This window comes from Bacteroides sp. A1C1 (genome assembly GCF_004328515.1).
Classification (GTDB): domain Bacteria; phylum Bacteroidota; class Bacteroidia; order Bacteroidales; family Bacteroidaceae; genus Bacteroides; species Bacteroides uniformis.
Map to the genome: position 1 here is coordinate 1,175,458 of NZ_CP036491.1, position 14,269 is coordinate 1,189,726.

General features: G+C 46.5%; 13 protein-coding genes. 5 read left to right on the forward strand and 8 right to left on the reverse strand.

Features of this window, described 5'->3' with window-relative positions; translation table 11 throughout:
• Positions 1 to 94 precede the first annotated feature (94 nt).
• The 5 genes from EYA81_RS05065 to dnaG all read left to right on the forward strand — a co-directional run bounded on the left by EYA81_RS05065 (position 95) and on the right by dnaG (position 6,425).
• Positions 95 to 943, forward strand: coding sequence for a prephenate dehydratase (locus EYA81_RS05065; RefSeq protein ID WP_131225424.1), 849 nt, complete (start codon positions 95 to 97; stop codon positions 941 to 943).
• Complete coding sequence (locus EYA81_RS05070) at positions 918 to 2,102, forward strand: pyridoxal phosphate-dependent aminotransferase (protein ID WP_117965209.1); 1,185 nt, start codon at positions 918 to 920, stop codon at positions 2,100 to 2,102. Before EYA81_RS05065 ends, EYA81_RS05070 begins: the two co-directional genes overlap by 26 nt.
• Positions 2,103 to 2,292: 190 nt before the next feature.
• Positions 2,293 to 3,360 (forward strand): bifunctional 3-deoxy-7-phosphoheptulonate synthase/chorismate mutase type II, encoded by a 1,068-nt coding sequence (locus EYA81_RS05075; RefSeq protein ID WP_131225425.1) that lies wholly within the window; start codon positions 2,293 to 2,295, stop codon positions 3,358 to 3,360.
• Between the two features lie 101 nt (positions 3,361 to 3,461).
• Positions 3,462 to 4,235: a prephenate dehydrogenase/arogenate dehydrogenase family protein gene (locus EYA81_RS05080; protein ID WP_117600823.1), complete on the forward strand. Its 774-nt coding sequence runs from the start codon at positions 3,462 to 3,464 to the stop codon at positions 4,233 to 4,235.
• Between the two features lie 87 nt (positions 4,236 to 4,322).
• Complete coding sequence (dnaG, locus tag EYA81_RS05085; RefSeq protein ID WP_131225426.1) at positions 4,323 to 6,425, forward strand: DNA primase; 2,103 nt, start codon at positions 4,323 to 4,325, stop codon at positions 6,423 to 6,425.
• A gap of 22 nt (positions 6,426 to 6,447) precedes the next feature.
• On the opposite strand, the gene folE is transcribed toward dnaG, so the two are convergent.
• The 8 genes from folE to EYA81_RS05125 all read right to left on the reverse strand — a co-directional run bounded on the left by folE (position 6,448) and on the right by EYA81_RS05125 (position 14,266).
• Positions 6,448 to 7,035 carry a GTP cyclohydrolase I FolE gene (gene folE / locus EYA81_RS05090; RefSeq protein WP_005829983.1) on the reverse strand — a complete coding sequence of 196 codons (588 nt, stop codon included), beginning with the start codon at positions 7,033 to 7,035 and terminating at the stop codon, positions 6,448 to 6,450.
• An 8-nt stretch (positions 7,036 to 7,043) separates the two neighbouring features.
• Positions 7,044 to 7,502 (reverse strand): SPOR domain-containing protein, encoded by a 459-nt coding sequence (locus EYA81_RS05095; RefSeq protein WP_117600821.1) that lies wholly within the window; start codon positions 7,500 to 7,502, stop codon positions 7,044 to 7,046.
• A gap of 102 nt (positions 7,503 to 7,604) precedes the next feature.
• A complete protein-coding gene (tpiA, locus tag EYA81_RS05100) occupies positions 7,605 to 8,360 on the reverse strand; it encodes a triose-phosphate isomerase (RefSeq protein WP_005829974.1) in 756 nt (251 codons plus the stop codon).
• 49 nt (positions 8,361 to 8,409) lie between these two features.
• A complete protein-coding gene (locus EYA81_RS05105) occupies positions 8,410 to 9,702 on the reverse strand; it encodes a BT_3928 family protein (protein ID WP_117965205.1) in 1,293 nt (430 codons plus the stop codon).
• Complete coding sequence (locus EYA81_RS05110; protein ID WP_005833349.1) at positions 9,692 to 10,234, reverse strand: DUF1599 domain-containing protein; 543 nt, start codon at positions 10,232 to 10,234, stop codon at positions 9,692 to 9,694. Before EYA81_RS05110 ends, EYA81_RS05105 begins: the two co-directional genes overlap by 11 nt.
• 135 nt (positions 10,235 to 10,369) lie before the next feature.
• Positions 10,370 to 11,239 carry a M23 family metallopeptidase gene (locus EYA81_RS05115; RefSeq protein ID WP_117965248.1) on the reverse strand — a complete coding sequence of 290 codons (870 nt, stop codon included), beginning with the start codon at positions 11,237 to 11,239 and terminating at the stop codon, positions 10,370 to 10,372.
• 268 nt (positions 11,240 to 11,507) lie between these two features.
• On the reverse strand, positions 11,508 to 13,604 hold the full coding sequence (gene recG / locus EYA81_RS05120; protein WP_131225427.1) for an ATP-dependent DNA helicase RecG: 2,097 nt from the start codon (positions 13,602 to 13,604) through the stop codon (positions 11,508 to 11,510).
• Positions 13,592 to 14,266 (reverse strand): 2-C-methyl-D-erythritol 4-phosphate cytidylyltransferase, encoded by a 675-nt coding sequence (locus EYA81_RS05125; RefSeq protein ID WP_131225428.1) that lies wholly within the window; start codon positions 14,264 to 14,266, stop codon positions 13,592 to 13,594. The genes recG and EYA81_RS05125 overlap by 13 nt, the downstream gene beginning before the upstream one ends.
• Positions 14,267 to 14,269: the final 3 nt, after the last annotated feature.

Consider the following 14,269-nt stretch of genomic DNA (forward strand, 5'->3'; position numbering starts at 1 on the left):
GGACTGAATAGAGAAACAAGTAAATATACAGAATCCCGCTCCATCGTATGGAAGCGGGATTTTTTTTATAGCATAACCAAGAAAATAAAGAATAATGAGAAAGGTAGCCATTCAAGGAATATTAGGCTCGTATCACGACATCGCCGCACACAAGTACTTCGAAGGAGAAGAAATAGAATTAATCTGTTGCGCCAACTTTGAAGACGTGTTCAGTGCCATCAAAAAAGACAGTCAGACCATAGGAATGCTGGCAATAGAAAACACCATTGCAGGTAGTTTGCTACATAACAATGAGCTATTACGCCAAAGTGGTGCACAGATTGTTGGCGAGTACAAGCTGCGCATTTCCCATAGTTTTGTCTGCCTGCCCGATGAAGACTGGGCTGATATTACCGAAGTCAACTCCCACCCTATCGCCCTGATGCAATGCCGTGAATTCCTCGGACAGCACCCCAGTATAAAAGTGGTGGAAGGCGAAGATACCGCCCGCAGTGCCGAAATCATCCAAAAAGAAAACCTGAAAGGCCATGCTGCCATCTGCTCCAAAGCAGCCGCAGAGCGTTATGGCATGAAGATTCTGCAGGAAGGCATCGAAACAAACAAGCACAACTTCACCCGCTTCCTTGTGGTAGCCGACCCTTGGCAGGTGGATGAACTGAACCGGCACCGCAGCAAGGATGTCAACAAGGCCAGCATGGTGTTCACACTGCCCCACACCGAAGGAAGCCTTTCTCAAGTATTGTCCATCTTGTCCTTCTACAGAATCAATCTGACCAAAATACAGTCCCTCCCCATCATCGGACGGGAATGGGAGTATCAGTTTTACGTAGATGTCGTGTTCGACAATGTACTGAGATACAAACAATCTATCGCAGCAATCACACCGCTGACCAAAGAACTAAAAATATTAGGAGAATATGAAGATGGAAAATCAAACATCTAAGATAAAGCCAGCCGAACGTCTGGCAAGCGTAAGCGAATACTACTTCTCGAAGAAACTGAAAGAAGTGGCGCAAATGAACGCCGAAGGCAAGGATGTCATCAGTCTGGGCATCGGAAGCCCTGACATGCCACCCTCTGAAAAGACCATCCAAACGCTCTGCGAAGCCGCCTGCAACCCGGATGGACACGGCTACATGCCCTACGTGGGCATCCCCGAACTGCGCCAAGCCTTTGCCCGGTGGTACGAGAAGTGGTACGGCGTAGCATTGAATCCCAACACAGAGATACAACCGCTTATCGGTTCCAAAGAAGGCATCCTGCACGTGACGCTTGCTTTTGTCAACCCCGGCGAACAAGTGCTGGTGCCCAATCCGGGGTATCCCACCTACACCTCATTGAGCAAGATTCTCGGTGCCGAAGTGGTGAACTACAACCTAAAAGAAGAAAACGGCTGGATGCCCGACTTCGACGAGCTGGAACAAATGGACATGAGCCGCGTGAAGCTGATGTGGACCAACTATCCCAACATGCCCACCGGAGCCAATGCCACCCCCGAACTATACCGGAAGTTGGTAGACTTTGCCCGCCGCAAGGACATCGTCATCGTGAACGACAACCCTTACAGCTTCATCCTGAACGAACACCCCATCAGTATCCTCAGCATCCCCGGCGCCAAGGAGTGTTGCATAGAGTTCAACTCCATGAGCAAGAGCCACAACATGCCGGGCTGGCGTATCGGCATGCTTGCCTCTAATGCCGACTTCGTGCAATGGATACTAAAAGTGAAGAGCAACATCGACAGCGGCATGTTCCGCGCCATGCAACTCGCCGCCGCCACTGCACTGGAAGCCGAACACGACTGGTATGACGGCAACAACGCCAACTACCGCAACCGCCGCAGGCTGGCAGGCGAAATCATGCACACCCTGGGATGCACGTACGATGAAAACCAGGTAGGCATGTTCCTCTGGGGCAAAATACCCGACACCTGTGCAGATGTGGAGGAGCTGACGGAACGCGTGCTGCACAAGGCGCGTGTATTCATCACCCCGGGATTTATCTTCGGCAGCAACGGCAAGAGATACATCCGCATCTCCCTCTGCTGCAAGGACCAAAAGCTGGCAGAAGCATTGAGCCGCATCAAGGAGATAATGAATTAGCACATAGGATATAGTATATTAAGAATCATACCCTTATGTTTACCTGTATTTTCAAAGGCAGGTAAATGCATTTTCCATATAGGGTAACGATAGTTCTCATATAGGGAAACGACGATTCCCATATAGGAAAACGGACAGTGAAAAAGAGACATTCATACAACAAACTTTAAAAAACTAATAAACAAAGAATATGGAACTCGAATTAGAACCCATCACCCTTCCCGGCATTGAGGACAAACGCCCCCTCATCATTGCCGGCCCTTGTAGCGCAGAGACAGAAGAACAAGTAATGAGCACTGCCAAACAACTGGCAGACAAAGGCATCAAACTATTCCGTGCCGGCATCTGGAAACCGCGTACCAAACCGGGCGGTTTCGAAGGCATCGGTGTAGACGGCCTTGCCTGGCTGAAAGAGGTAAAGAAGGAAACCGGCATGTACGTTTCCACCGAAGTAGCCACCGCCAAACATGTATACGAATGCCTAAAGGCTGGAGTTGACCTTCTTTGGGTAGGTGCACGTACCACCGCCAACCCTTTCGCCGTACAAGAAATTGCTGATGCACTGAAAGGCGTCGATATCCCGGTACTGGTAAAGAATCCGGTAAATCCCGACTTGGAGCTCTGGATTGGAGCTTTGGAACGCATCAACAATGCAGGCCTGAAACGCCTAGGTGCCATCCACCGCGGATTCAGCAGCTATGACAAGAAGCTCTACCGTAACTTGCCCCAATGGCATATCCCCATTGAGTTGCGCCGACGCATCCCGAACCTGCCCATCATCTGCGACCCCAGCCATATAGGTGGAAAGCGCGAACTGGTAGCTCCACTCTGCCAGCAAGCTATGGATTTGGGCTTCAACGGACTGATTATCGAGAGTCACTGCAACCCGGATTGTGCCTGGAGCGATGCAGCACAACAAGTAACTCCGGATGTGCTAGATTACATCCTCAACCTGCTCGTCATCCGCAAGGAAACGCAAAGCACTGAAAACCTCAGTGAATTACGTAAGCAGATTGACGAATGTGATAACAATCTCATTCAAGAGCTGGCCAAGCGAATGCGTGTGGCACGAGAAATCGGCACTTACAAAAAGGAACATGATATGACCATCCTACAAACCGGACGCTACAACGAAATCCTTGAGAAACGCGGCTCGCAAGGTGCATTGTGCGGTATGGATGCCGAGTTCATCAAAAAGGTATTTGAGGCGATACACGAAGAGAGTGTGAGGCAACAAATGGAAATTATAAATAAGTAATTATTTAATGTACTAATGTGCCAATGTGCTAATTGGCTGCGCAGTAATGCCGCATGGCAATTAGCACATCAGCACATTAACACATTAGCACATTAAACATCATGAGAATATTAATACTTGGAGCCGGAAAAATGGGCTCTTTCTTTACAGATATATTGAGTTTCCAGCACGAGACGGCTGTGTTCGACGTTAACCCGCACCAACTGCGTTTTGTCTACAACACCTACCGTTTCACTACATTGGAAGAAATCAAGGAATTCGAACCAGAACTAGTCATCAATGCAGCTACGGTGAAATACACACTGGACGCCTTCCGCCAAGTGTTGCCAGTACTGCCTAAGGACTGCATCATCAGTGACATTGCTTCGGTAAAGACCGGATTGAAGAAATTTTACGAAGAAAGCGGTTTCCGATATGTATCGACACACCCCATGTTCGGCCCGACTTTTGCCAGTCTTAGTAATCTGAATACAGAGAATGCCATCATCATCAGCGAAGGTGACCACTTGGGAAAAATTTTCTTTAAAGACCTTTACCAGACAATGAAGCTAAATATCTTTGAATATACATTCGACGAACATGATGAGACTGTAGCCTATTCGCTGTCCATCCCTTTTGTTTCTACCTTCGTATTTTCGGCAGTCATGAAACACCAGGAAGCTCCGGGCACTACATTCAAAAAGCACATGGCTATCGCCAAAGGATTGCTGAGTGAAGACGATTACCTGCTCCAAGAAATTCTCTTCAACCCGCGCACTCCCTCACAAGTGGAGAACATCCGTCTGGAACTGAAGAATCTGCTGGAAATCATCAACAACAAGGATGCGGAAGGCATGAAGAAGTATCTGACCAAAATCAGAGAAAAGATTAAATAGATAAAATGTCCATTGTGAAAACATCAGGTTCCCTCGTCCTCAACGAGGGATTTTTTTTATCTTTGCACTGTTAATAGAACCGCTTTCATGATAGACCAACCCACTATAGACAGAATTCTTGATGCCGCACAAATATACGATGTAGTATCGGACTTCGTTACCCTGCGCAAACGCGGTGTGAATTATGTAGGACTGTGTCCCTTCCACGATGACAAAACCCCTTCCTTCTATGTATCCCCCGCCAAAGGGCTCTGCAAGTGCTTTGCCTGCGGAAAAGGAGGAAATGTAGTGCATTTCATCATGGAACACGAACAGATGTCTTATCCTGAGGCACTGAAATATCTTGCTAAGAAATACGGCATTGAAATCAAAGAACGCGAACTATCCAGTGAGGAGAAGATAGCACAGAGCGAACGGGAAAGCCTCTTCATCGTAAACAACTTTGCCCGCGACTACTTCCAGAACATCCTAAAGAACCACATAGACGGACGGAGTATCGGTATGGCCTATTTCCGCAGCCGCGGCTTCCGCGATGACATCATCGAGAAGTTCCAGTTAGGTTACTGTACCGAGAGCCACGATGCACTCGCTCAAGAAGCCCTAAAGAAAGGATACAAAAAAGACTATCTCGTCAAGACCGGCCTCTGCTACGAAACAGACGACCACCGACTGCGTGACCGCTTCTGGGGGCGGGTCATCTTTCCGGTACACACTCTCTCCGGCAAGGTGGTAGCTTTCGGAGGACGTGTGCTTGCCGGTGCCACCAAAGGCGTCAAGGTAAAGTACGTCAACTCGCCTGAATCGGAAATTTATCATAAAAGCAACGAGCTGTACGGCATATACTTTGCCAAACAAGCCATTATGAAACAAGATCGTTGCTTTCTGGTCGAAGGTTATACAGACGTCATTTCCATGCACCAATCGGGCATAGAGAATGTGGTTGCTTCTTCGGGTACAGCATTGACACCCGGACAAATCCGGATGATTCATCGCTTCACCAACAATATGACAGTACTTTACGACGGTGATGCTGCCGGTATAAAGGCCTCTATCCGAGGTATTGACATGTTGCTAGAAGAAGGCATGAACGTCAAAGTTTGCCTCCTGCCCGACGGGGACGACCCGGACTCCTTTGCTCGCAAACACAATGCGACGGAATTCCAGAATTTCATACAAGAGAATGAAACGGACTTTATCCGCTTTAAAACCAATCTGTTGCTTGAAGATGCAGGAAAAGACCCCATCAAGCGCGCCGAGCTTATAGGAAACCTTGTGCAGAGCATTTCCATCATTCCCGAAGCCATTGTGCGCGATGTCTATATCAAGGAGTGCGCCCAATTACTGCACGTAGAAGACAAACTGCTGGTTTCTGAGGTTGCCAAACGTCGCGAAAAGCAAGCCGAGCAACAAGCTGAGCGAGCAGAACGTGAGCGTCGGTCGGCCAATGCCTCAAGAGCCAATGCAGAAGCAGGCATCAATGGCAGTCAAACAGCCACAGTTGCCCCCCCCGACGCACAGCAAGTTATCGGCTACACGCCCGAATCACTGCCTGCCAGTCTCCCTTCCGAAACACCTCCACCTTTTCTACCCCAGGAAGAATATGTATCCTTCATCCCGCAGGAAGGCAAGGAAGGCCAGGAGTTCTATAAATACGAACGGCTTATTCTGAAGATGGTAGTGCTCTATGGCGAGCGGGTGATGTGCAATGTCACCAATGAAGAGGGGCAGGAAACTCCTATCACTGTAACTGAATATATAGTCAATGATTTAAAAGAAGACGAGCTTGCCTTCCATAATCCGCTTCACCGGCAAATCCTGACAGAGGCTGCCGAACGTATCCACAATGAGGGCTTTACTGCCGAACGGTATTTTGTGGCGCATCCCGACCCCGTCATCAGCAAGCTGAGCGTGGAGCTTATCAGCAACCGCTATCAGTTAAGGAAATCACAGATAGAACAAATGGTGACGGACGAAGAACGCCTTTATGAGCTAATACCACGGTTAATGATTAACTTCAAATATGCCATCGTCTGCGAAGAATTGAAGCATACTCTATTTGCATTGCAAAACCCTACCATAGCCAACGATGAAACTCAATGCAACAGTATCATGGAGCGCTACAACGAATTGAACAAAGTAAAAAGCATCATGGCAAAGCGACTGGGAGACAGAGTCATCCTGAATTTTTAAATTCAATTCGGAGAGTTTTCCATCAAGAATTATGCCTGATTAAATTCATAAATTCCTCGCGGGTCTTCGCTTGGTTGAATGCTCCGGTAAAATCGGATGTAGTGGTAATGGAGTTCTGTTTCTCTACTCCGCGCATCTGCATGCACATGTGTTTAGCCTCCACAACAACCATAACCCCCAGCGGATTCAGCGTCTCCTGAATACATTCTTTTATTTGGAGAGTCATACGTTCCTGCACTTGCAGGCGGTGAGAGAAAATATCCACTACGCGGGCTATCTTGCTCAGTCCGGTAATATAGCCGTTAGGAATATATGCCACATGTGCCTTTCCGTAGAAGGGAAGCATGTGATGTTCGCAAAGTGAGAAGAAATCAATGTCTTTCACAATCACCATCTGACTGTATTCTTCTTGAAACTTGGCTGAACGAAGTACCTCGTGCGGGTCCATATGATACCCTTTCGTCAACGACAACATGGCCTTCGCCACCCGTTCAGGTGTCTTCTGCAAACCTTCACGTCCGGCATCTTCACCCAGCAGAGTAAGGATGCGGTGATAATGTTCCTTCAGTTCATCCAATGAAGGAGATACAATTTCTTCTTTTCCTAACATGATATTCTTTATAAAGGGATATTTATCTGCTCTTTCACAATAGAGACTTCCTTGAATACACCGGTAGCCCGCAACTGACGCATCATGGCATCCGCTTCTTCGATACTGCGGAAATCTCCTGCACGGCACAACCAGCGAGGAGGATTGAAAGAGGTATAAACTGTAAGTTCGGGGAAATGTTCCTTGATGCGGGTAGCTACCGCATAAGCTTCGTTCTTGGCCTGACGGGTATTATTCCCTGCATAAACCTGTATGCGGTAACCCGAACTTTTAATTACTTTCTGCTCATCCGAACCGGCAGGTACATATTCCGAACCTATCAATGCCGCAATGCGCGCATCTTGATGGATAGTCACCCTGCCTTGTCCTGGTACATTACGTTCCAGGCTTTTCACAATATTGTTCTGCGCTACAGAAATCGTTGCAAAAACGAAACATGCAACTAAAAGTAAACCAAGCTTTTTCATAATTGATAATTGATAGTAGATAATTGATAATGAAAAACAAAGGGAATTGATAACTGACAACGGGCACACCCCCATTATCAATTATCAATCCTCCATTATCCATTAATTAAAGGCATCGATGATACCCTTGAAGTCAGAAACCTTCAAGGCAGCACCGCCAATCAGACCGCCGTCAACATCCGGGTTGGCAAACAATTCCTTTGCATTGGAGGGCTTGCAGCTACCACCATAAAGGATAGAGCAGTTGTCAGCGATTTCCTTACCATACTTTTCAGCAATCAATGAACGGATGAAAGCGTGGATTTCCTGTGCTTGTTCTGCAGTAGCAGTCTTACCGGTACCGATAGCCCAAACCGGCTCGTAAGCCAAGATAATCTTAGAGAAATCTTCGGCAGACAAAGAGAATACAGAAGCCAGCTGAGCAGCTACCACTTCATTCTGCTTGTTTGCTTCACGTTCTTCCAATACCTCACCGATACAGAAAATCGGAGTCAGACCGTTAGCCAAAGCCAATTTTACTTTTTCTTCCAGAATAGCAACTGTTTCACCATAGTAAGCACGACGTTCAGAGTGACCCAGAATGACATATTTTGCACCAGTAGAAGCAACCATAGCAGCTGATACTTCGCCGGTATATGCGCCTGACTCCTTGTCTGCACAGTTTTCTGCACCTACACCAATCTTGGCAGCGTCTACCAAAGGAGTAACAGATGCCAGGTGGATAAACGGAGTACAGATGATTACATCACAGTTAGGCTTTTCGTTAGCCAATGTTTCATTCAGTTCTTTTGCAAGAGCAATACCCTCTTGGAGGGTTTTGTTCATTTTCCAGTTTCCTGCAACAATGTTTTTTCTCATTTTTTTTATTATTAAAAGGGTTAATGTATTTACTATTTACTATTTGATACTATTGTTGTCTGAGGCGTTGTTTCTCCCGACGCCTTACGACTAAAATATCGACACAAAGCACCATCATCAGAGGAAGGATGAACCACAGCAACACATAGCCTATTGTTTGTAAGTCACTTTCCTGTTTCTGCTTGCCCAATTCCAACTTGTCCAGGCTATCGGTCAGCACATATTCATCAGGCAGCCGGTTGTCACTCCACTTATTCAAAATTGTTCCGTCCTTTACCAACAACAGACCAGGATTTGAACGGATAATGGTCTTCAGCGTAATATCATCTGTCTGGCAGAAAGGATATTCCGCTCCAGTCTTGTCACGCCACAATTCTATCTCGTCTTCCGGAGATGAAGTCAAGGCATAAAAGCCATAACCATGCTCCACACTGTAATCGTATATTTCATTGATAAGGTCGATGTTACTGTCGTCCGCTCCTTCTATCCGATGGGCAACCAGCAGAAACGTATATCCTTTATCCGACAGTACGCTGTCCGTTATATCTTCCCATGTATCCAGACTCATCATGGAAAAATCATGAATGGGAGGTTCATAACCTTTTTCCTTCAGTATCGTATGTGATTCTACAAACGTCCATGTACTGTCCGGATAGTTGTCCAATGTAAATTCCTGACGCTTTCCTCCTTTTTCCAAAATGAACCGGCTTTCAAACACGCTTGGTTTAGCACCTTCCGGAATTTCCATGCCCTCCTTGATATTCGCTCCAATTCTGTAAGGTCGGAAATCAAGTATCGGCAAATTCTCCAGGCAATAGAAGGACAACGCAAACACAAATAGAAACGTATACATGGAAATCATCCACTCCATCTTCGGAGTAATGAAACGTACCAGTAAATCCTGCCACTTGAATACAGATACTGCCGCCACCAACAAGACTACGTTCTTGCCGAAAGTCTGCCAATTGGTCAATATCCACGCATCACCGAAACATCCGCAGTCAGATACCGGATTCGCCAAAGCCAAATAAAGTGTTAGCGGAGTCATTACAGCCATCAGCAATAACGCCAATGCAGATGCCACCTTCCGGCGTATACCCAAAAACAAGAAAACACCTACACTAAACTCTATGGCAGACAACACTATCCCTACCAGCAAAGGTGCATAAGAAGGAAACCAGGAAATCATGCCGAAAGCCGTCAAGTAATCTTGAATTTTATAGAAGAAGCCCAACGGATCAACGGCTTTCACAAATCCGGAAAATATGAACAAAGCCCCCAACAGAAAACGGCAGAGGTTCACCCAAACTTTCCTGATAATATGTTTCTTGTCAATCTCCAAATTCAATCTTAATTAAACCAAATACAGAATAGTTAATCATATCCATATAATTGGCATCAATACCTTCCGAAACCAAAGTCGCTCCGGACAAGCTTTCAATCTGCTTTGTCCGATAAATCTTCATCAATATCAAATCCGTATACGAACTGATACGCATACTGCGCCAAGCCTCATCATAGTCATGATTTTTGGCAAGCATCAACTCCAAAGAGGTTTTGGCATATTTATCATACAGCACCAATGCCTCTTCATTGGTCATATCGGCAGCCTCGGCATATCCAAGCTCCAACTGTATCAGCCCTACAATTCCGTAGTTGACAATAGCTATGAATTCAGAACGGATGCCTTCATCTACCAAAGTCACTCCTTTCGTTTCAATGCTTCTGATGCGGTTAGCTTTGATGAATATCTGGTCTGTCACAGAAGACGGACGAAGAATGCGCCACGCCGGACCGTAATCATGAAGTTTTTTGGAGAACAAGTCACGGCAAACCGCAATGACATGTTCAAACTGTTGCTTGGTATCTTTCATTTCCTTGCTTGTTTATGCTGGAATACAGCCTATTTTCACAGTGCGCTGCAAAGATAGGAATAATTAAAGAAAAAGAAAAAGAGGGCACTCTAAAATCTATTAAAGTACCCTCTTCTATAGAGATTGTTTACGTTTTTATGAGCAGCGTAATACTTGTCCCGGTCTCAGGATTGTTTTACGCGTAATTCTGTTCAGCTTGCAGAGCTTGTCTACAGAGGTTCCCTGACGGGCGGCAATCCTGCCCAATGTATCTCCCTTCTTCACCTTATAGAACAGACCTTCACCCGATGCCATGCTACGCGCCGTACCGGAAGAGCCTTTTGTCTTATGGAAAGTATAGGAATCAGCTACGATATCCTGCTTTTCAAAATCAAACATAAGCGCAGGATTGATGGGAATACCCAAGAAACGGGTTTCAAAGTGAAGGTGTGAACCGGTAGAACGTCCGGTATTTCCTCCCAATGCAATCGGTTCGCCAGCTTTTACCAACTGGTTTGTATCAACTAATTGTTTAGACAAGTGTCCGTAAACGGTTTCCAAACCATTGTCGTGACGAATAACGACGTATTTGCCGTATCCACGACGACCTTGATTCTTGACAACGCGTACTTTTCCATCAAAAGCCGCACGGATTGTATCGCCTACATACACCTTGATATCCAAACCATAATGAGCTCTTCTTCTCCGGGGACGGTAACCGAATACATCTGTGATACGGGTATTGGGAGTAGGCATACAGAAACCGGTCAAATCAAATGTATAGCTCTCAGGCACAATCGCATTGCCATAGGCTTGTACGAATTCGTTGTTCCAGTTGGGATACAAATCTAAACCCGGATACAATGATTGTTCCGCACGTATCTGTTTTTGCAAAGCCAGTGAATCTACACTCTTAAGTTTTCTGTCGACGGGGGCTTGGCGGGCAATCAAGTCCTGCGAGAAAGAATTCAAGCTAACCATTGCCGTCGCAGCCAATAAAGCTGTTTTTATCCAATTAAAATTCATCCGTTTCGTCATTCATTTTGATATCCGTTGCAAGCATCTCGGCAAATCAAACACCACTTGTTCTACGCGAATATCCAGATTGATTTTCAAAAATTCTCCCAAAGGTAACATTTCTCTCTGAAAAACGACATCAGTCATTAACTATTTTTTCGAAGAGGAGGAAAATGTAAAGCTCGCAAAGATGTCTTAATCCCCTATAGATAGGAGACTTACAAGCAAACATGTTTTACAACATAAAATGTAATAAAAGTGCATGTTTAACCGTTTTTTAGCTAATGGCAGCCCAATTAACGTTCGTTTTTCTCAACGCTTTCAGTTGTCGCCACAAGACCTCGTTCTCAGGCAACATGCCATGTGGATCTGTATCCACCACCGTTTGCGCTACTTCACGGACATATTGCAGCAGTTGTCCGTCACGGGCTATATCGGCAATCTTCAGATCGAAAGCAATGCCGCTCTGCTGTGTCCCTTCCAAATCTCCAGGACCACGCAGTTTCAAGTCTGCTTCCGCTATTTCAAAGCCATCATTAGTCCGCACCATTATCTCCAAACGCTTCCTTGTATCCTCTGCCAACTTGTAGCCGGTAACCAGGATACAATAGGACTGGTCAGCTCCACGTCCTACACGTCCCCGAAGTTGATGAAGCTGGGACAGCCCGAAACGCTCGGCGTTCTCAATCACCATCACCGAAGCATTGGGCACATTTACACCTACCTCAATCACGGTGGTAGCCACCATTATCTGTGCCTCGCCGGATACGAACAATTGCATCTGAGCATCCTTTTCAGCAGGTTTCATCTTTCCATGTACCTTGCAAACCCTACACTCGGGAAACTCTTCACAAACATGCAGATACCCTTCTTCAAGGTTCTTTAAGTCAATCTTTTCACTTTCCTTAATCAGCGGGTAGACAATATAGACCTGCCGGCCTTCGGCAATCTGCTTATGCATGGACTGATATAAACTTATCCGACGGCTATCAAACTGATGAAGAGTGACAATCGGTTTACGTCCGGGAGGCAATTCATCGATAACAGACACATCCAGGTCGCCATAAAGCGTCATTGCCAATGTACGGGGAATCGGGGTTGCCGTCATCACCAATACATGGGGAGGTTGTACATTCTTTGTCCACAAGCGTGCCCGTTGGGCCACACCGAAACGATGCTGCTCGTCAATCACAACCAAACCGAGCGAAGCAAAATTCACCGTATCTTCAATAACGGCATGGGTACCTATTAAGACATGTATGTCTCCCGTCAACAAACCGGCAAGGATAGCTTCGCGCCGCTTGCCCTTGACAGAACCGGTCAACAGCTCCACACGTACCTCCATTCCATACAGCAGCTCACGGATGGTTTCATAGTGCTGATTTGCCAAGATCTCGGTAGGTGCCATCATGCATGCCTGAAAACCATTATCAAGCGCCATCAACATACTCATCAGTGCGACAAGCGTCTTTCCACTTCCCACATCCCCTTGCAACAAGCGGTTCATCTGCTTTCCTGAGCCTACATCCTTACGGATTTCCTTCAACACCCGCTTCTGTGCGTTGGTCAACTCAAAAGGAAGATTACGGGAGTAGAAGGTATTGAACACTTCGCCCACCCTTTCAAAAATATAACCGCGATATTTCCGCTGACGGTCTTTTGCATACCTCAGGATATTCAACTGTACGTAAAAGAGCTCCTCAAACTTCAGCCGATACTCTGCCTTACGCAATAAATCCGGATTAGCGGGAAAGTGTATATTGACCAAAGCTTCCGTCAACGGCATCAGATGATACTCGGCAAGTATAGCGGGAGAAAGGGTCTCGGGCAACGGCTCACGCAACTGCTGCACCACCGTATTCATCATCTTCTCGATGGCATGCGAATTGAGAGAACTCCGTTTCATCTTTTCAGTCGTATTATAATAAGGTTGTAACCCCATGGACGACAATTTCAAATCCGAAGCAGAGTCTATATCCGGATGAGCCATATTGATTCTACCATTGAAGAAGGTCGGTTTTCCGAACACAATATATTCCTGATGCACTTTATACTTCCCAACCAAATATTTGATGCCCTGGAACCAAACCAAGTCCACCACCCCCGTACCGTCCGAGAAATGAGCAATCAACCTGCGCTGGCGCCCTTCTCCAGCCGTCTCAAAACTTAGTATTTCACCTTTCAGCTGAATATAGGGCATTGTCCCATCGATCTCCTGAATATAATAAATCCGACTACGGTCTACATATTTATATGGAAAGTAATATAGCAAATCGTGCAAGGAATAAATGCCCAATTCCTTATTGAGCACCGAAGCACGCTGCGGCCCGACGCCCGACAAATATTTTATGTCACGCGTGGCTAAATCGAACATGAACCTATCAGAGCTGTGGCTATTTTTAAATCAAAAGGAGTGGTTATTTTAATGTTTTCCCGATTTCCCGGCGTCAAAAAGACAGATACGCCCAATGCCTCCACCACAGAAGCATCATCGGTAAAATGGGGTGCATAAGGCTGCTCGTATGCCGCTTTCAGCAGTTCCGCATCAAAAACCTGGGGAGTCTGCACCAATCTATAATCATCCCTGCCGACAGTCACACTGCCTTTCCCTTCCATACGGCGAACGGTCTCCACCACACCGATTACCGGAATTACGGCCTTTTTTTCGGCCGCCAAGTCATAACAGCGTGCAATCACTTCCCGGGCCACGAACGGACGCACCCCATCGTGCACACCGACTAAAGCTGGTGTCTTGACCAAAGCCAAACCGTTCTTTACAGAGTGGAACCGCGTCTCCCCTCCATCTGCAATGGCATGCGGCAATGAAAAACGGTACTCCCTGCACAGCAGCCTCCAGTAATCCTGCTGGCTGTGGGGAAGCACCAATATTATCCGTATCTCAGCATTGTAGTCATAAAACGCCTCCAGAGTGCGCATCAAAACAGGTTTCCCCCCTATCGGGAGAAACTGTTTGGGGAGTTCGGTCCCCATGCGCAAGCCCTTGCCACCGGCAACAATCAGAGCATACTGAACCATTTA